Source organism: Bacillus sp. FSL M8-0077 (assembly GCF_038050255.1).
In the GTDB taxonomy this organism is placed as follows: Bacteria; Bacillota; Bacilli; order Bacillales; family Bacillaceae; genus Bacillus; species Bacillus altitudinis.
In genome coordinates, this window is the sequence record NZ_JBBPAF010000001.1 from 445,675 (window position 1) to 464,075 (window position 18,401).

Consider the following 18,401-nt stretch of genomic DNA (forward strand, 5'->3'; position numbering starts at 1 on the left):
ATGTTTCAAAAAATCATCTCTGCCGTATTGATCACAGTGGGTTTTTGTTTAGTGATTGGTGGGTATTTGAGTATCATTGATGGACAAAGGAAAGTAGAGACATCGATTCAGTCTGCTCAGGCAGTCATCCAGCATCAGGTGCAAAAGGATTCTTCTTTTGCGCCACAGGCTGGTGAAACCATTGGACTTTTGCATATTCCAAAACTAAATGCTGAGTTGCCGATAGTAGAAGGAACAAAAGCAGATGACTTGGCAAAAGGTGTTGGGCATTATCAAAAGAGCTATTTTCCTAATGAGCAGGGACAAATTGTGTTATCTGGGCATCGAGATACTGTATTTAGACGAACAGGAGAGCTTGTGAAGGGGGATCAGCTCTTCATTGAGCTTTCATACGGTCGATTTGTCTATGAAATTGAGAAAACAAAGGTTGTCAAAAAAGAGGATACAAGTATTATTACATTGCAGCATAAAAAAGAAGAACTTGTCTTAACCACATGTTATCCTTTTTCTTTCATTGGTCCTGCACCAAACAGATATATTATATATGGAAAGCGTGTGTAGACACTGATCCAGCCTGCGGCTCCTCCTTCATTTTCCCACCGATCGAGCAGATCGTCCGATAAGGAGGTGATCGTCCATATAGTATGTATAGATGCAGGAGGGGGTCAATTTGATAAATGAAGACTATGTACGGCATATAGATAAATTTGGGAGAGTTGTTCTCCCGACAGATATTAGAAAACAATTAAAAATTCGACCGCAAGACTTTATAGAGATCTATCAAGAAGAAGGCCGAATTGTGATAAAACCTTATTGGCAGGATAAGCCTTGTATCGTCACAGGGCAAGTCACATGTTCCAATAAGGCGCTGTCAGGCGGAGTAGTTGTCAGCCCAGAGGGAGCGAGATTGCTCTTGCAAGATTTACTGGCGCTTCGGCTGCAAAAAGAGATATAAAAAAAGGCTGTTCTCATCAAGTGAGAACAGCCTTTTTTTATCATACTGGATTCAAAATCCGGTTTAAAAATTGCTTTGTTCGTTCTTCCTTAGGTCGTTTGAAGATTTCTTCAGGAGGACCTTGTTCGACGATCACGCCGCCATCAATAAAAATCACTTCGTCTGCCACTTCTTGGGCAAACTTAATTTCATGTGTGACGACTGCCATCGTCCAGCCTTCTTTCGCTAAATCCTTCATGACCTTTAAGACTTCCCCTACAAGCTCAGGGTCAAGCGCAGAGGTTGGTTCATCAAAAAGCATAAGCTCTGGCTGAATGGCAAGTGCACGGGCAATGCCGACACGCTGTTTTTGACCGCCTGACAGCTGGAAGGGATACAAATCTTTTTTATCCTCAAGTCCTACCTTTTGCAGAAGCTGAATCGCTTCTTTTCGCACCTCTTCTTTTGGCCGGCGCTGGACTTGGACTGGACCTTCCATCACATTCTCAAGAACAGTGCGATGCGGGAACAGATGATAATCTTGAAACACCATGCCTGACTTCCGGCGAAGCTTGAGCAAATCAGCTTGTTTATTTTTTTTAGAAAAATCAATCGAGAAATCATCGAAGGTAAAGGAGCCGGCATTTGGAATTTCAAGTGCATTTAAACAGCGAAGCATCGTTGTTTTTCCTGAACCTGATGGACCAAGAATCGCCACAACCTGCCCTTTGTTGATCGTAAAATCAATCGACTTTAAAATCTCATTTTCACCAAAGGATTTGTTTAAGCCTTTGACTGTTAGCATGTCGTTCCCTCCTTACCTTGCGACATATCGATCAAGTCGTTTTTCAATTTGGTGCTGAACGAGCGATAGAATGAAGCAGAATACCCAATAGATCAGGGCTGCTTCCATATAAATAAATAATATTTGATCCAAGTTCGCCGCAGCAATTTCCTGTGATTTACGGAACATCTCTGCCACAAGGATTTGGGAGGCAAGCGATGTATCCTTCACCAAACTAATAAAAGAATTAGACAGCGGCGGAATCGATACACGCACTGCCTGCGGTAAAATCACGCGGACGAGCGTTTTCCGATGGGTCATTCCGATTGAATACCCCGCTTCCCATTGTCCTTTTGGTACAGAGAGGACGGATGCACGGATAATTTCCGACGCATACGCACCTACGTTTAAAGAAAAAGCGATAATGGCACTTGGATATGGATCAAGTGTGATATTAAATGTCGGAAAGAAATAGAAAATAATAAACAATTGCACAAAAAGCGGCGTTCCACGAACGGCCGACACATAAATGGAAAAAATCCATCTGAGGGCTTTGATTTTAGACATTCTAGCAAGAGCTGTCACAAGTGCGATAAAAAGACCAATGATAAAGGCAATGATGGCGAGGGGAATTGTATAATAAATTCCCTGCATCACCATTGGCCAAAAAGATTGCTGAAGAAGATCCCACGGAATGACGACTCCGAGGATATTATTTTGTAACATCTTCACCAAACCATTTCTTAGAAATCTTAGCAAGTGTACCGTCTTTCTTCATTTCTTTTAGTGCGCCATTCACTTTGTCAACGACTTCGCCGCTGCCTTTTCTGAATGCAAAGTAAGTTTCTTGTGGATCTCCTGTTTCAAATGCAACTTTTAGGTTTTTGTTACCGCTTGTTTTCAAGTAATTCAAGACAGCCAATTTATCATTGAATGTCAAATCAGCACGTCCTTGCTGGATCAATTGAATGGATTGTGCAAGACCTTCAACCCCTTCAATTTTAGCGCCAGCATCTGTAGCTAATTTGTTGTAGTTACTTGTTAATGATTGTGCTGCTTTTTTGCCTTTCACATCAGAAAGTTTCTTGATGTCATTGTTATCTGATTTTGTCACAACAATGGCTTGAGATGTTGTGTATTTATCAGAGAAATCATATTGATTTTCACGTCCAGTTTTACCAACTTGGTTCGCTACCACATCAAAACGTTTTGAATTCAGACCAGCAAACATGCTGTCCCATTGTGTTTCTTTGAATTCTGGTTTTAAGTCAAGACGTTTTGCAACTTCTGTGATGACCTCGACATCATAGCCAGTTAGTTTATCTGTCTTTTTGTCATGGAAGGTGAAAGGAGCATATGTACCTTCTGTACCGATGGTTAATACGCCTTTATCCTGAATGGATTTCCAAAGGTCACCTGACTCCTTAGACCCAGATTGTTTATTCGCGCTGTCGTTTGCAGCTGATCCGCATGCCGTGATCAATGCAACACAAGCGCCTAAAATAATGGCAAAGAACATTTTTTTCATTTTATTCCCCACTTTTCTTGTTGGTATTTACAACATATGATCTTACAGAGAAGCAACCTAAAAGTAAAGCATTTGAAACTAGCTTGAGCGAATCTCACCAACTTTATGCCTGCTGTTACAGCCTTCTAGTATGAAATAGGCCAACTAATGCCGCTATCCATATACCCGAATTAAAAGAGAGATCAAACTAAAATCGAGCAAATAGCGAAATGATCGTCAAGATATTTGAAAAATGTAATCATTTTTTGAACCAATTCAAAGGCAAATATGCTATGATGAAAATGTAAAAATAAAGTATTTTATTGTATTTTTTTACATTCGATTCAAATTTGATGTAGGCAGCAATACTCGTATACCTTCAGAAATATGGTCTGAGAGTCTCTACCTAATTCCCGTAAAGAATTAGACTACGAGAAGATTGCTACTTAATCTTACTTATAGGAAAAATGACAGGAACTATATCATTTTATACTGTTAGATGCCTCTAACTAAAAACCTCTGTGAATCGTTTCAATCATACATTCTTTAAGACCAAGATCAGGTAGAACTTCTCGCGCTATTCAGTGATGGTGCAGGTTCTCTTTATCTTGGTTTTTTATATGCTCCCGCCTGCTGTGAAGAGAAGGTCGTAATATTTCCACTAATCTCAAAAATGAATCGAGAATGTTGTATGTGAAAACAGAAGGGATGATGTTGAAAATGAAAACAGAACAGAGTGTGGAACAGTTGAGTTTGTATAGTAATGAATATTTTGAACGTCGATATGACATTTATCAGCAATTAAGAAATGAAGCTCCTGTGTGTTGGAATGAAGAGATGAAGTCTTGGTTCATTACAAGACATGCTGACATGACCACAAACCTTCCGGGCGATCGGTTTATATCGAGCCAAGTGATTCCTTTAAAGATGAATAACCTAGAAAAAGGTGAAGATCAGCACTTTAAAGATATCATTGACATCATTCAAACATGGATGGTTTATCATGATCGTCCTGACCATACAGAGCTAAGGGGTTATATGAATCGGGCGTTTTTAGTAAATGAAATTGAATTGATCACTCCTGAAATTAAAAAAATAGTTGCGACAATTATTGACCGTGTTCTTGAGGGCCACACAGAATCATTTGATTTCGTAGAAGAAATCGCACATCCTATCCCAGCGATGGTACTGTGTAAAATGCTTGGTATTCCAGGTGCAGAAGTAGATAAATTTATCAAATGGTCCGATGATATTGCTCTTTTTATGCAAAACTTTGTCGTATCTCATGTACCTAGTAAAGAAATAAGCGAACAAGTCAGGGGAAGCGTAAAAGAGATTTATGCATATTTATCAAATGCTATAGCAGAGAGAAGAAAAGAGAAGAAGAATGATTTGTTAAGCCGGCTTATTTCAGAAACACCGGGTGTTAATGGCGAGTTAACAGATGATCAATTAATCGCCCAGACGATGCATCTCATTTTTGGCGGACATAAAATTCCACAGTTTGTGCTCAGTAACTCGCTGCATTTGTTATTTAAAAATCCAGAGATTCTCAATATGTTGAAAAAGGATATGTCATTATTACCTAAAGTCCTAGACGAAACAATGAGGTTAGAAGGACCTATCCAATATATTGTCAGACATGCATCCGCAGATATTGAGTTGCATGGAAAGCAAATTAAAAAGAACGATTCTGTTTACTTTTTCTTGGCATCTGCTGGAAGAGATGAGAGAGTTTTCGCACATCCAGACCAAATGGATATCACGAGAAAGGGATTTCGTCATATGGCCTTTGGTGGAGGGTATCACACATGTATCGCAGCAGCATTTGCTCGAGCAGAAATCATGGAGATATTAAAAGAAGTCATTTCACGATGTCCTGATATACAGCCTTTATACGATCTTGAAAATCCAGAATGGACTTCTAATCCTACATTTACAGGTATTTTACACATGGAAGTAAAGGTGAATGGGAATTAAGGGTGGGGAAAGTCTTCTCGTTTTTCACTCTTAAGAAGGGAATGATAGACATTTGCAAACATTACATCATCAACAAAAACCAGTCATTATCTTAATACATGAGATTTATGGCATAAATGATCATATGGAGACGACGATCAAATATTTTGAAAGAGCTGGTTTTGAAGTCTATTGCCCGCAGCTACTAGGTCAAATCAAACCATTTGATCGTGATAGTGAAGATGATGCTTATCGTTATTTTATGAAAGAAGTAGGTTTTGACCGATCAGTCGACACAGTCCTTCAATTAGCAAGAGAATTAAAAGCAAAAGATAAGAGTATCCGTCTTTTTGCATTAGGTTTCAGTGTGGGAGCAACAGTCGCTTGGCTATGTAGTCGATATGACGGTTTATTTACTGGAATCGTCGGGTTGTATGGTTCTAGAATAAGAGATTACATGACGATTTCGCCTAAATGTGAAACGTTGTTGTTTTTTCCGACCATTGAAAATGCTTTTAAACCCTTGGAGATTGTCGAAGTTTTGGAGAAAAAGAAAGGGGTTCGTGTGAAGATGGTAGAGGGAAGACATGGATTTGCTAACCCCTATTCAGAGGCTTTTAAAGCGCCCTCTAAAGACCGCTGTTTTCAAGAAATGAGTGAATTTATAAAAGGGCAATTGAATAAAGTCAGATCGGCAGAAAGAATATGAATGCTAACAAGTGGATGTCTATGCAGTTTTTTGGCTTCTTTTTCACATTTGGTATATTTGTTCCTTATTGGTCGATATGGCTTGTTGCAGATAAGAACTTCTCACCTGATCAAGCTGGGATCATTATTGCGACTGGGTTACTAACCCGAGCGATGACTACCTTTTTTCTATTTCCTTTGGCAAGTCAGTATATGGGCTTGGCTCGTTTAAATCAATGGGTGGTTTTTTTATCGGTGCTTCTTTTTGTTCTTCTTATACCGGCAAATAGCTTTTCAGCGGTCATTGTGACCACGTTCTTCATTAGTCTTCTCTATCCAATGCCTTTAGCTATGCATGAAGCGATGGCCTCTAGACTGATGAAAAAAGGAGAGATTGCTTATGGACGCAGTAGATCCTTTGGCTCTTTTGGATATATTGTAGCATTGCTGCTTATGGGGATTATGATCTCCTTATTTGGGGAAAGAGTCATTATTTATGTGATGCTTGGGGGACTGCTGCTATTTGCCTTATTGGCTTCTTTACGAGCTCCTAGTACCTTGCGAGAAAAAAATGACCCAGCGGGAATGAACATCAAAAAACTATTTCAGTCAAAGTCATTTGTGTTTGTTCTGCTTCTTTGTGTCATCTTACAGTCGGCTCATGCTGCATATTACAGTTACGCTGTTCTTTTTTTAGGTAATTTAGGGGTACGGCCAGAATATATAGGGTTTCTTTTGTTAATAGCGGTCATCGCAGAAATTGTCTTCTTTTTCATTTCGGATTCGTTGTTTAAAAAGGGTTCGGTGACGACTTTATTGATGTTTAGTGTAACGGCATCCATTATAAGATGGGTGTCACTCTTCCTTTTTGAAGATGTGTTTATTTTCATCCTGTCCCAACTACTCCATGCCTTTACGTTTGGTCTTACTCAAGTTGCCTTTATGAAATATCTAGATACACATATAAAAAATCAATTTTTCCCATATGCTCACGGGTTATACGCAGCTTTAGGATTAAGTCTTGGTAACGGTCTGTTAACAATCGTGAGTGGGTACTTATTTTCTATATCTCCATCCTATGCATTCTTAGGAATGGCCATTATTTGTATGCCGTGTTTTCTTTTGATTTATTTGTTGAAAGTGACTTTGAACAATCACAATGATCATAAAAAAAGTAATGAGGAGCGACAAATGCATGCGAATTAGAAAAGAGAAGGAGTACCAAGAAGTAGATGGCCAATTAGATCAAGTGATGAAAACGGATGTGGTTCATTTTTCAAATGATCAGTCGATACAAGTGAAAATCCATCATACAGCGTCTTCACGTAGACAGGGAGTTGTTCTTTTATCAGAAAATGGTTTTATCGTAGGAGGGGGTGACAAAGTCTCTACTTTAATATTTTGGGAGAATAAGGGAAGTGATGAACATATGGTAACTTGTGTTGGAGGTACTATGAATTTATTCAATATCTGGGAAGAGGAAAGAATGCCTGGTTATCATGATAGAGGTTCGGGGATGAGAGTTGAACAAAATCAATATGGCTTTGTTTATCATTGTTATGACAGGTACACGAAAGAAAAAGATCCTTCCATGATATTCTCTATTTCCTTCTTGTCAGAAAAATAACTGAAAACCAGTGTGGAAGTCTTCAGGTAGACACACACTGGTTTTTTTGATGGTTCGCGAATGTCAAGGTGAGTCTCTTCTTTAAGTTGCGCGAACATTACTAAAATAAAGACTTTGTAACAGTGACGATAGAAGGAAGCATATTTATTATAAAAGATGTATAATTAGTAGGTTGTTTTGAAAATGGAATAATCACATGGAGACATGTTTTGATAACAGAACATCTTAGAAGAAGGAGGGCATCATTGTGGATGTTGGACAAAATCAGCCCGAACAATTGAAAAGGGCGATGACCTCCCGCCATTTATTTATGATTTCTCTTGGCGGTGTCATTGGGACAGGTTTTTTCCTTGGAACAGGCTATACGATTGGACAAGCAGGGCCAGTTGGAGCCGTTCTTTCCTATATTGTGGGCGGATTGATTATGTATTTAACCATGCTGTGTCTGGGAGAGCTATCAGTCGCGCTTCCAGTGTCTGGGTCGTTTCATACGTATGCGACGAAATTTGTGAGTCCTGCAGCAGGATTTGCTGTTGGCTGGATTTATTGGCTTGGCTGGGCAGCCACCGTCGCGCTGGAATTTTTATCAGCAGGGCAGCTGATGAGACGCTGGCTGCCACAAGTGGATGTGTGGATTTGGTGTCTCATATTTGGGATGTGTTTGTTCTTATTAAATGCCAGGTCAGCGAAAGCGTTCGGGGAATCGGAGTTTTTCTTTTCAACCATTAAGATTGTCGCCATCTTACTATTTATTGGCGTAGGCGGAGCGGCAATGTTTGGTTTTATTCAAACGACGAGCGGGGAACCGGCTCCTTACTTCAGTCATTTTGTGAGTGATGGTCTGTTTCCGAATGGCTTGCTGGCCGTTGTCGTTACGATGATCACGGTGAATTTTTCGTTTCAAGGGACAGAGCTGATCGGGATTGCGGCAGGAGAAAGTGAAAATCCAGAAAAAACCGTACCTCGTTCGATTCATCAGACCGTTTGGCGTACCCTTGTCTTTTTCGTTTTATCTATTTTCGTCTTAGCGGGCATGGTGCCTTGGAAGGAAGCGAGTGTGCTGCAAAGCCCATTTGTCACTGTGTTTGAGAGAACGGGCATTCCTTATGCGGCAGATATCATGAACTTTGTCATTATCATTGCTTTATTATCTGTGGCGAACTCGGGCCTATATGCCTCTACGAGAATGCTGTACTCCTTGTCGAAAGAAGGAATGGCAGGGAAGGCGTTTAGACGAGTCAATCAGCGGGGCATTCCGATGAATGCCTTACTGCTCACTTTCCTGTTTACAGGTATTTCATTATTATCAGGCTTCTTTGCAGAGAAAACCGTTTTTGCTTGGATCGTGTCTATTGCAGGCATGAGCGCCCAAACCGGCTGGATTACGATTACATTATCACAGCTGCTTTTCCGCAGAAGATATTTGAAAGCAGGCGGAAAACTGGAAAACTTAAAATTTAAAACCCCTCTTTATCCGGTACTGCCGATCATTGCGATCACGCTGAACTCGATTGTGCTAATCAGTCTTGCCTTTGATGCCGAGCAGCGGATTGGGCTGTATGTCGGCGTACCGCTTATGATCATTGGATATGTTGTCTATCACCGCTATGTGAAAAAGCATCAGGTGAAAAGTGAACCGCTCCAGCTGCAAATCCACGGAGATGATGAGATTCGGTTTTAATTCAAAAAAAAGAAGCCTTCCCATTTGATATTATCCCCTCTAAGTAGACAGTGTAAAAAGCCCAAGAACATATCTTGGCTGTTACACTATACTTGGAGGGGATTTTTTATGGCGAGAAAAGGACAACAATTTCAACAATATTCTAAAGAATTTAAGATGAAAGCTGTCAAAATGTACGAAGAAGGAAACAAAAGTTATCAGTCATTGTCTGAAGAATTAGGTATCAAAAGCTCCACTCAGTTAAAAAGTTGGGTCAGAAAATTTCGTGAGGGGCAATCTTTTGAAGATCAAAGAGGAAAACATACAAAGTCAGAAAATCCTTTTAACGGACGTCCCAAGTTCATGTTTAAAAATGTGGAAGAAGAAAGAGATTATTTAAAGGCACAGGTAGAATACTTAAAAAAGCGTTATCCAAATCTACACGGAGAGGATGGATTTTAAAGAATGTGAGGTTTGAAGTTGTTCACGAATTAAAGAGTTTTTTTCCGTTGACATGGCTCGTCTGCATCGCCAAAGTATCACGATCTGGGTACTATAAATGGCGTAAGAATCAAAAGATTCGAATGGAACGACAACTGAAAGAACAAATCCTCAAAGAACACATCATGGCCATTCATCATTCAAGACCCTTCTATGGCTATCCTCGGGTGACAATCGCTTTAAAGAAAGAAGGATTTCGCATCAACCATAAGCGTGTCTACAGGTTGATGAAAGAGATGAACATCCAATCAATCATTCGAAAAAAACGGCGGTATTTCGGAAGACAAGCTTCGGTTGTCCATCCAAACAGATTAAACCGAAAATTTAAAGCCAATCAATACAATCAGCTATATGTGACTGATATTACCTATATCGCTTGCCAGCATCACTTTTATTATCTTTCAGCTATACAAGATCTATACAACAATGAAATCGTCGCATGGAAACTGTCAAAACGAAATGATCTTGAACTGGTCATGGAGACATTAAAGAACTTGACATCCCTGCGGGATGTCAAAGGAGCCCTACTTCATTCAGATCAAGGATTTCAATATACAACAAAAGCATATCAAAAGCGACTAGAAAACGTTGGTTTGAAGGGCAGTCATTCCCGAAGGGGAAACTGCCTGGATAATGCCTGTATCGAATCATTTTTCTCCCATCTCAAAACAGAGAACACTTACTTTTCTTCGTGTCAAACGGAAGAAGAGCTTCATAAAAGCATAGAAGATTACATTCAATTCTATAATCACGATCGATTTCAGAAAAAATTAAACCAGTGTGCTCCGGTAGAATACCGTCACACACTGGCAGGTTAGGCTTTTTATAATTGTCTACTTGACAGGGGTAAGACCAATTTGGGAGGCTTCTTTTTCAATTTAATGCACGCCTTTCATCGCTTTCTTAATCACTGGTGTAAGCAGAAGCATAGCGCCACATAAAACGATAGCGAGCATACCGATGATTCCGAAATAGACGGTTTCTGGCACTTTATCAAATAGCTTGACCACTTGCGCATTGATCGCCTGTGCCATTGCATTTGAAAGGAACCAAAGGCTCATCGTCTGCGCTGAGAAGGCAGCAGGTGCCAGCTTTGTTGTCGCTGAAAGCCCAACAGGTGATAAGCAGAGCTCTCCAATGACGACAAGGAAGAAGCTCAGAACGAGCCATAATGGACTTACAAGTGTATTCGGACCAGACATGTAGGCAGGAATGATCATGATGATAAAGGATAATCCGGCAAACAGAAGGCCAAGTGAGAACTTAATCGGGGTAGACGGCTGTTTCTTACCGAGTCTGACCCATAACCAAGCAAATACTGGTGACAGGAGCACAATAAAGATCGGGTTCAATGATTGGAACCAAGAAGAGGCTAATGTCATGCCAAGGAAATTCAAGTTTGTTCGCTGATCTGCATATGTGGCTAAAATATTTGAGCCTTGTTCTTGAATGGCCCAGAACATCACCGCAGCTAGGAATAATGGAATATAAGCGAGTACCCTCGACTGCTCCACTGCACTTGTTTTTTTACTAAAATACATCACAATAAAATAAACAATTGGAATAAGCACACCAAGGACACTGACAAACCAAGTGAATAGATTTATCGTGAGCGCTCCTGTTTGAATGCCGATGACAGCAAAAACAGCAAGTACAATCAAGATCAATGTACCGAAAATTTTGAAGTTCTTGCGTTCAGCAGCTGATAGTGGATTTGTGACATAAGTGCCAGCAAGCCCAAGATTCGGCTTTTTCGTGATCACAAATGTAATGAGCCCAACAAGCATACCAACGGCAGCGAGTGAGAAACCAAGATGGAAATTCACTTTTTGACCGAGTGTTCCGACAATTAATGGGGCGATAAAACCACCCATATTGATCCCCATATAGAAAATACTGAATCCAGAATCCCTGCGAGGGTCTGTTTTTGTATACAGGTCACCGACTATGTTTGACACGTTCGGCTTTAGGAGGCCTGTCCCGATAATAATCAGCGCCATACTAATAAAGAGCGCTGTTGCACCGCTTGGCAGTGCCAAAATGACATGACCAAGCATAATGAAAACCCCGCCATAAAAGACCGTACTGGACGAACCAAATACCCGGTCGGCGAGCCATCCGCCAATAATGCCTGACATATAGACAAGCGCACCATAGACAGACATGATCGAATTAGCGGTTGTTTGGTCGAAGCCTAGACCGCCTTTTGTCACCTCTGTGTACATATAATAAATAAGCAGTGCACGCATGCCATAATAAGAAAAACGCTCCCAAAATTCAGTGAAAAATAGTGTGTAAAGTCCTTTAGGATGTCCAAAAAACCCTTTTTGAGGAACACTTTTAACAATTTTATCGTGGTCAATTGTAGACATGGCATAGATCCTTTCTTAAAAAAAAGAGATATGAGAAAAATGATATTCTTGTATAGTTCTTGTGTCAATATAAAACTATTCTAAAACAGGAAAATGTTAGTTCAATAGGCGTAAAGACTCAAAAAGATAAAAAAATCGCTCAAGTGAAAATCATCGGAAAGTTATTCCAGAAGAATTTATATAAAATTTGAAATATCGTACAAGCAAATCTTTCCCACATGCATAGGATGACAAGAGGACATATGTAAAAAGGAGGGGTTTTCATTGGGGGATATAAATGAATCTGATCTGAAGAAACCCATTGTCAATGTATTAGACTTTGGCGTGATTGCTGACGGGAAAACGGACTGTACAGCGAAACTGAACGAATGCCTGGAATGGACAAAAGCACAGGGCTACTCCCACGTCTGGCTGCCGAGTGGAACGTATCTAATAGATGCGGTGTACAGGGGGGATCAATTTTTTCCTTTTCGTAATGCCGGCATACGAGTGCCAAGTCATATTTGTATTGAGATGGCATCAGATGCCGTCATCAAAGTGAAACCAAATGATTCGTGGGGATATGCAGCCTTTTATATAGGAGAGGTAGAGCATGTGACCATTCGGGGTGGACGGATTGAAGGCGACCGTGATGAGCATGTGTACAAGTCACTCCCGCCAGAAAGAAAAACACATGAATGGGGCTTCGGGGTGTGTATTGAAGGTGCTTCCCATGTGAATATCGATCGTGTTCAAATAATCAATTGTACGGGAGACGGTATCATTGTCAGTCCTCACGGTTTATTGACCCATATCGAATCGTACTCGCCTGCCTCGTCTATTCATATTTCTGGCTGCACCATCACTGACTCAAGGCGAAACAATATGTCTATTACAGGCTGTGATGGTGTCATTGTGGAAGACTGTTTGCTTGAAAGGGCAGGGGTAAACGGGGTCGAGCCAAAAATGGGCATTGATATTGAAGGATACGGGGAAAATACGACCAACTTGGAAGAGCCGCTAAATATTCAGATTCGCAACAATATTGTCAGAGGCGGCGCAGCCAGCTCAATCTATAATTTCAACGGCTATGGTGTGATCATTGAAGGCAATCAAACGGACAGCAGTATCTCCTATGGCTTCGCCACTGAAACGATCATTGCAAATAATTTGATTCGTGCAGTGGGAGGGGGCGTGACAAAAGCAGGGATTACGAGTTTAGGAGTGCCGCTTGATCAATCGGAAAACAATGTGATCATTATTGGCAATATGATTGAAGGATTTGAAAAGGGGATTGATGTGAGGGGAGACAGCGTGCATATCACAGGTAATAAAATCAGTCTTTTTGAAGATGCGGCTGTATCTGTCTATATGGCCAATCGTATTTTAATAGAAGGAAATCATATTGAGTCAGGGACAAACACACGGCTTAGAAGTACATCGCTGCGTATTTATCAATCAGACAGCATTGTCTTTTCAAACAATACCGTCTACTCTGTCATCGATGCGGCGATGGTCAGAGGAACGAATATTTTAATTCAGCATAATCAATTCAAGGAATTCAGTCGAGGGATATGGGTGCAGGAGGGAGAAGCGGGGATCAACGGCAATCACTTTATTCAAGAAGGACATTCACAGCTCGCATCTTCGTATACAATCAGCGTGACAGGAAATGCAAAGGCTTTCATATGGCAGAATCGTTTTAAGCACTATCAAAACTATGCCGTCTACAGCAATACGACCGCTCCTTTAGAGATTAAAGACAATTCCTTTGAAGAAACGTCCTTATATGTGGTGATGTATATTAAAAATGGCTCACCTCAAATTGGAGATAACCGCTTTTATTTAAATCGTTCGATCGGACAGCCGACAGCCGTTTTTCTTGATGAGGTTGTCTCAGCACGTGTGCTGCGGAATAACATCATTAATCTCTCTCCTCAAAAAGCGATTGCCGTCCGCACCATATCTTCCACTCATTCGGTGATTGCCCATAACGTACTGGACTGCAGTCAATTGATGACACACTCCACGGACCGGCTCATCGGAAATATTGAAATTGATCCGCCGTAAACGCCTGTAAATCCCTTTTTTTGGAGGTTCAGAAGGCGGTTGACAATCATGTGAAAAGGGCATATAGTAATAATTATTTTTCATTTTTCACAACATTTGCCCTTTTTTTATGGATAAAACCGATTAATTCAATCAGAAAAATGTATCTTGTAAAAAGAACTGCTTGATACAGGAAGATATAGAAAGGATGAAGAACAAGTGTCACAGCCGAAACGGAAGCTCAAGCTAGGCGTATTCATCGCAGGAACTGGACATCATGTCGCCTCTTGGAGACATCCGAAAGCAGTACCAGACGCAGCCATGAATCTTGATTACTTTAAACAATTAGCGAAAAAGGCCGAGGAAGGGAAGTTGGATTTGCTCTTTTTAGCCGACAGCTTATCAATTAATCATACATCTCATCCAAATGTATTAACGAGATTTGAACCGCTCACCCTGCTTTCTTCGATTGCAGAGTCTACCTCAACAATTGGTTTAGCAGCAACAGCATCAACTACATACAGTGAGCCATTCCATATTGCGAGACAGTTTGCCTCACTCGATCATTTATCAGGCGGACGAGCAGCATGGAATGTGGTCACATCTTCTATTGAAGAAACAGCGAAAAATTTTAGCGGAGAAGAGCATTTAGCGCACCACAAACGATACGAGCGAGCTGAAGAATTCGTCGATGTCGTCAAAGGTCTGTGGGATTCTTGGGAAGAGGACGCACTTGTCAGAAACCAAGAAACAGGAGAATTCTTTGAGTCTAGTAAGCTTCATGAGCTGCAGCACAAAGGTGAATTCTTCTCCGTAAGGGGTCCGCTTAACGTATCACGCACCCCTCAAGGACAGCCGGTGATCATTCAAGCAGGGTCTTCTGAAGATGGTCAAAAGCTTGCGGCTAAAACGGCTGAGCTTATTTTTACGGCACAAAACGATCTCGACAAAGCGAAGGAATTTTACCAAAGCTTGAAGGGGAAAGTAGAGGCTGCTGGACGAGCTAGAGAGGATGTCAGCATCATGCCGGGCATCTTCCCAATCATTGCCGATACAGTAGAAGAAGCAAAAGCGAAGTATGAAGAATTACAAGAGCTGATTGTTCCAGAGATCGGCCTTAGCATTTTACAAAACTACTTAGGGGGTATTGATCTTTCGCAGTATCCACTAGACGGACCGCTTCCAGAGATTGATCCAAGCGCGTCAAATGCCGTGAAAAGCCGCTTTGACCTTGTAATGAATATGGCGAGAAAGGACAACCTGACCATTCGCCAACTCTACCAATCTGTTGCAGGTTCCCGTGGGCACCATATCTTCATTGGAACACCTGAGCAGTTAGCAGATGTGATGGAGACATGGCTCGTTGAGGAAGCAGCCGACGGTTTTAACGTGATGCCGCCATTATTGCCAGAAGGACTTGATACATTCGTAGACCGCGTCGTTCCGATCCTTCAGGAAAGAGGCCTGTTCAAAACAGAATACACAGGACAAACTTTACGAGAAAATCTCGGATTAAAACAGCCAAAAAATCGCTACACGACATAAAGGTGAGGTGACCAACGTTGGGATATACGTTTCGTCTGGCAACTGAGGAAGATATAGAAGCGCTTCTGGAACTGACAATAAGAGCCTACGAGCCGATCCGTGAGCTCGGCATCCAGTTCCAAGCAGCACATGCAGATGTCGCCCTCGTTCAGAAAAATGTACAAAAGAACCTTTGCTATGTAATGGAAGAAAACGGAGAGCTTCTCTCCACCTTATCACTCCGTATGCCTTGGGGAGAACAGCCAGGACCATTCGGCGTTCCGCATATATGGTGGTTTGCTTCAGAACCAGCGGCAAAAAAAGGCACAGGCTCAGCCTTGCTTGAGTGGGTTGAAACTGAAGTGCTAAGGGACACACTAAAGGTACCGTATGTCTCTCTCGGTACAGCTGATAAGCATCCGTGGCTCAGGGACATGTATGAGCGTAAAGGCTATGTCAGAGCAGGTGAAAAGGATCTAGGCAAAGGTCATATCACCATTTACTTTAAAAAACAATTAAGATCAGATATTACACAACCATAAGAGGAAAGAAGGGTGTACGAACATGAAAAACAAAAAGTGGCTAGTTGTTTTATTTGCGGCAATGCTTGCGGTGTTAGCGGCATGCGGCGGGGGCAATCAGAGTGAAGGCAAAGACGAAAAAGTGCTTAAAGTGGGCGCTACAGGCCAAAGCTATCCATTTGCTTATAAAGAAAACGGCAAACTAGTAGGATTTGATGTCGAAGTCACAGAAGCCATTGCGAAAAAGCTAGGCTACAAACTAGACTGGCAGCTGAGTGAATTCAGCGGACTGATGGGTCAGCTGACATCTGGTAAGCTGGATACCGTATCAAACCAAGTTGCGATTACAGATGAGCGTAAACAAACGTTCAATTTTACAGATACGTATGCATACGCAGGAACACAAATCATTGTCAAGAAGGACAACAAGGACATTAAAGGACTTGACGACTTAAAAGGAAAAACGGTGGCGGCTGTTCTTGGCTCAAACCACGCCAAAAACCTAGAGAGCAAAGACCCAGACAAGAAAATCAACATCAAAACATATGAAACACAAGACGGTGTATTAAATGAAGTCGCAAATGGCCGTGTAGATGCTTACGTCAACGGACGCAGTGTCTTGTTAGCTCAAATTGAAAAAACAGGACTTCCACTCAAAATCGTCGGCAACCCAATCGTATATGAAGAAGTCGGCTACCCATTTGCCAAAGATGAAAAGCACGACAAGCTAAGAGAAGAATTCAATCAAGCGATCAAAGAATTAAGAGAAGACGGAACACTGAAGAAATTGTCTGAGAAATATTTCAAAGATGATGTCACAGTTCCAATTAAAAAATAACAACAGCGGCGGTGAAAAGCAGACATGAATTACATTGATTGGCAGTATATGGTGACGGTTTTTCCAACCTTGATTCAATACTTGCCGATAACGATCTTCATGGCGATTGTCTCCATGGTATTTGCCATTATCATTGGTGTGGTATTCGCGCTTATAACGAAAAACCGGATACCTGTCTTATACCAATTTGCCAAGCTGTATATTTCTTTTTTCAGAGCGGTTCCAACTTTGGTTCAGCTCTTTCTCATTTATTTTGGTCTTCCGCAGCTATTCCCTGCGATGACCTCAATGGATGCCCTAACAGCGGTCATTATCGGATTAAGTATTAAAAACTCAGCGTACTTAGCAGAAATTTTTAGAGCGGCTCTTAATTCAGTGGATGAAGGGCAGCTTGAGGCCTGTTTATCTGTCGGCATGACAAGATGGCAGTCTTACGTCAGAATTATTTTCCCGCAGGCCGTCAGAAATGCCATTCCAGCGACGGGGAATACCTTTATTGGACTTTTAAAAGAAACATCGCTTGCCTTTACCATTGGGGTGGCAGAAATGTTTGCACAAGGGAAAATGATTGCATCGGCCAACTATAAGTACTTTGAAACGTATTTAGCGGTTGGCATTGTGTATTGGGTGCTCACCATCATTTATAGTTTCCTACAAGACCTATTTGAACGAAAAATCAGCAAACCTTACCGGAATTAAGGAGGTGTGGACATGATCAAGCTCACCAATTTGAAAAAATCATTCGGCGACCTGGTCGTCTTAGACGGAATTAATCTTGATGTGCAAAAAGGGCAGGTTGTGGCCATTATCGGACCTTCTGGCTCCGGTAAATCAACATTGCTGCGCTGTCTAAATCTATTAGAAACGCCAGATGAAGGTACGATTGAAATTGGCGATGCGAAGCTGAATGCGTCTAAATATACACGTAAAGAAGCCCATCACCTGCGTCAGCAAACGGCCATGGTGTTTCAAAACTATAATTTATTCAAAAACAAAACAGCCTTGCAAAACATTACAGAGTCACTGCTTGTGACGAAAAAAATGACAAAACAGCAGGCAAATGAGATCGGCATGGAGTTATTGAAACAAGTAGGGCTAGAACAAAAAGCTGACAGCTATCCGGTTACACTGTCCGGCGGTCAGCAGCAGCGAATCGGGATTGCCCGTGCGTTAGCGGTCGATCCACATGCGATTCTGCTGGATGAACCAACATCAGCACTCGATCCAGAACTTGTCTCAGGTGTGCTTCAAGTCATTAAATCCATTGCCATTCAAGAAACAACGATGATCATCGTGACACATGAAATGGCGTTTGCAAGAGAAGTAGCAGATCATGTGATTTTTATGGCAGATGGTCATATCATCGAGCAAGGGACACCAACCGAACTATTTGACGAAACGAAGAATGAACGAACAAAACGATTTATCCAAAAAGAAGCAGCGGCTGAAGAAGCATAAG

The 18,401-nt window shown here is 41.3% G+C and carries 18 protein-coding genes and 1 riboswitch; of the genes, 14 read left to right on the forward strand and 4 right to left on the reverse strand.

The annotated features are described in order from the left end of the window. Both NST57_RS02100 and NST57_RS02105 read left to right on the forward strand, forming a co-directional pair. Nucleotides 1–561, forward strand: coding sequence for a class D sortase (locus NST57_RS02100; RefSeq protein ID WP_142153937.1), 561 nt, complete (start codon nucleotides 1–3; stop codon nucleotides 559–561). Between the two features lie 109 nt (nucleotides 562–670). Then, nucleotides 671–955 (forward strand): AbrB/MazE/SpoVT family DNA-binding domain-containing protein, encoded by a 285-nt coding sequence (locus tag NST57_RS02105; RefSeq protein WP_142153939.1) that lies wholly within the window; start codon nucleotides 671–673, stop codon nucleotides 953–955. Nucleotides 956–995: 40 nt separating this feature from the next. Here NST57_RS02105 and NST57_RS02110 read toward each other — a convergent pair whose 3' ends face one another. The 3 genes from NST57_RS02110 to tcyA are packed head-to-tail and all read right to left on the reverse strand — an operon-like array spanning nucleotide 996 to nucleotide 3,246. Next, the gene (locus NST57_RS02110) at nucleotides 996–1,739 is read right to left on the reverse strand and encodes an amino acid ABC transporter ATP-binding protein (protein ID WP_012008904.1); all 744 of its coding nucleotides are present in this window, start codon (nucleotides 1,737–1,739) and stop codon (nucleotides 996–998) included. A gap of 12 nt (nucleotides 1,740–1,751) precedes the next feature. Further along, complete coding sequence (locus tag NST57_RS02115; protein WP_008347286.1) at nucleotides 1,752–2,444, reverse strand: amino acid ABC transporter permease; 693 nt, start codon at nucleotides 2,442–2,444, stop codon at nucleotides 1,752–1,754. Next, nucleotides 2,431–3,246 (reverse strand): cystine ABC transporter substrate-binding lipoprotein TcyA, encoded by an 816-nt coding sequence (tcyA, locus tag NST57_RS02120; protein ID WP_007498178.1) that lies wholly within the window; start codon nucleotides 3,244–3,246, stop codon nucleotides 2,431–2,433. Before tcyA ends, NST57_RS02115 begins: the two co-directional genes overlap by 14 nt. Before the next feature lie 328 nt (nucleotides 3,247–3,574). Beyond that, nucleotides 3,575–3,676: riboswitch (purine riboswitch) on the forward strand. A gap of 269 nt (nucleotides 3,677–3,945) precedes the next feature. Here tcyA and NST57_RS02125 point away from each other — a divergent pair. The 6 genes from NST57_RS02125 to NST57_RS02150 all read left to right on the forward strand — a co-directional run bounded on the left by NST57_RS02125 (nucleotide 3,946) and on the right by NST57_RS02150 (nucleotide 10,477). Next, a complete protein-coding gene (locus NST57_RS02125; RefSeq protein WP_341297933.1) occupies nucleotides 3,946–5,205 on the forward strand; it encodes a cytochrome P450 in 1,260 nt (419 codons plus the stop codon). Nucleotides 5,206–5,257: 52 nt separating this feature from the next. Continuing rightward, complete coding sequence (locus tag NST57_RS02130; RefSeq protein WP_341297934.1) at nucleotides 5,258–5,893, forward strand: dienelactone hydrolase family protein; 636 nt, start codon at nucleotides 5,258–5,260, stop codon at nucleotides 5,891–5,893. Further along, nucleotides 5,890–7,077: an MFS transporter gene (locus NST57_RS02135; protein WP_341297935.1), complete on the forward strand. Its 1,188-nt coding sequence runs from the start codon at nucleotides 5,890–5,892 to the stop codon at nucleotides 7,075–7,077. The genes NST57_RS02130 and NST57_RS02135 overlap by 4 nt, the downstream gene beginning before the upstream one ends. Continuing rightward, on the forward strand, nucleotides 7,067–7,498 hold the full coding sequence (locus tag NST57_RS02140) for a hypothetical protein (protein ID WP_234712505.1): 432 nt from the start codon (nucleotides 7,067–7,069) through the stop codon (nucleotides 7,496–7,498). Before NST57_RS02135 ends, NST57_RS02140 begins: the two co-directional genes overlap by 11 nt. Before the next feature lie 247 nt (nucleotides 7,499–7,745). Then, the gene (locus NST57_RS02145; protein WP_142153947.1) at nucleotides 7,746–9,179 is read left to right on the forward strand and encodes an amino acid permease; all 1,434 of its coding nucleotides are present in this window, start codon (nucleotides 7,746–7,748) and stop codon (nucleotides 9,177–9,179) included. A 108-nt stretch (nucleotides 9,180–9,287) separates the two neighbouring features. Next, nucleotides 9,288–10,477, forward strand: a protein-coding gene (locus NST57_RS02150) for an IS3 family transposase (RefSeq protein WP_445818773.1) whose coding sequence is annotated in 2 segments (ribosomal slippage) — nucleotides 9,288–9,576 and nucleotides 9,576–10,477 — 1,191 coding nt in all. Because the reading frame shifts where the segments join, the coding sequence is not laid out codon by codon here. A gap of 60 nt (nucleotides 10,478–10,537) precedes the next feature. Here the strand turns inward: NST57_RS02150 and NST57_RS02155 are convergent. Further along, nucleotides 10,538–12,031, reverse strand: a complete 1,494-nt coding sequence (locus NST57_RS02155) for a peptide MFS transporter (RefSeq protein ID WP_341297937.1) — start codon at nucleotides 12,029–12,031, stop codon at nucleotides 10,538–10,540. A gap of 264 nt (nucleotides 12,032–12,295) precedes the next feature. Here NST57_RS02155 and NST57_RS02160 point away from each other — a divergent pair, with 264 nt between their 5' ends. From NST57_RS02160 to NST57_RS02185, 6 genes are all read left to right on the forward strand, one after another. Next, on the forward strand, nucleotides 12,296–14,080 hold the full coding sequence (locus NST57_RS02160) for a right-handed parallel beta-helix repeat-containing protein (protein WP_341297938.1): 1,785 nt from the start codon (nucleotides 12,296–12,298) through the stop codon (nucleotides 14,078–14,080). 198 nt (nucleotides 14,081–14,278) lie between these two features. Continuing rightward, on the forward strand, nucleotides 14,279–15,604 hold the full coding sequence (locus NST57_RS02165; RefSeq protein ID WP_341297939.1) for an LLM class flavin-dependent oxidoreductase: 1,326 nt from the start codon (nucleotides 14,279–14,281) through the stop codon (nucleotides 15,602–15,604). 17 nt (nucleotides 15,605–15,621) lie between these two features. After that, nucleotides 15,622–16,125 carry a GNAT family N-acetyltransferase gene (locus NST57_RS02170; RefSeq protein WP_341297940.1) on the forward strand — a complete coding sequence of 168 codons (504 nt, stop codon included), beginning with the start codon at nucleotides 15,622–15,624 and terminating at the stop codon, nucleotides 16,123–16,125. A 22-nt stretch (nucleotides 16,126–16,147) separates the two neighbouring features. Then, nucleotides 16,148–16,942 carry an amino acid ABC transporter substrate-binding protein gene (locus NST57_RS02175; RefSeq protein WP_007498164.1) on the forward strand — a complete coding sequence of 265 codons (795 nt, stop codon included), beginning with the start codon at nucleotides 16,148–16,150 and terminating at the stop codon, nucleotides 16,940–16,942. A gap of 24 nt (nucleotides 16,943–16,966) precedes the next feature. Then, the gene (locus tag NST57_RS02180) at nucleotides 16,967–17,641 is read left to right on the forward strand and encodes an amino acid ABC transporter permease (RefSeq protein WP_341297941.1); all 675 of its coding nucleotides are present in this window, start codon (nucleotides 16,967–16,969) and stop codon (nucleotides 17,639–17,641) included. A gap of 12 nt (nucleotides 17,642–17,653) precedes the next feature. Then, a complete protein-coding gene (locus NST57_RS02185) occupies nucleotides 17,654–18,400 on the forward strand; it encodes an amino acid ABC transporter ATP-binding protein (RefSeq protein ID WP_008347264.1) in 747 nt (248 codons plus the stop codon). Nucleotide 18,401 lies beyond the last annotated feature (1 nt).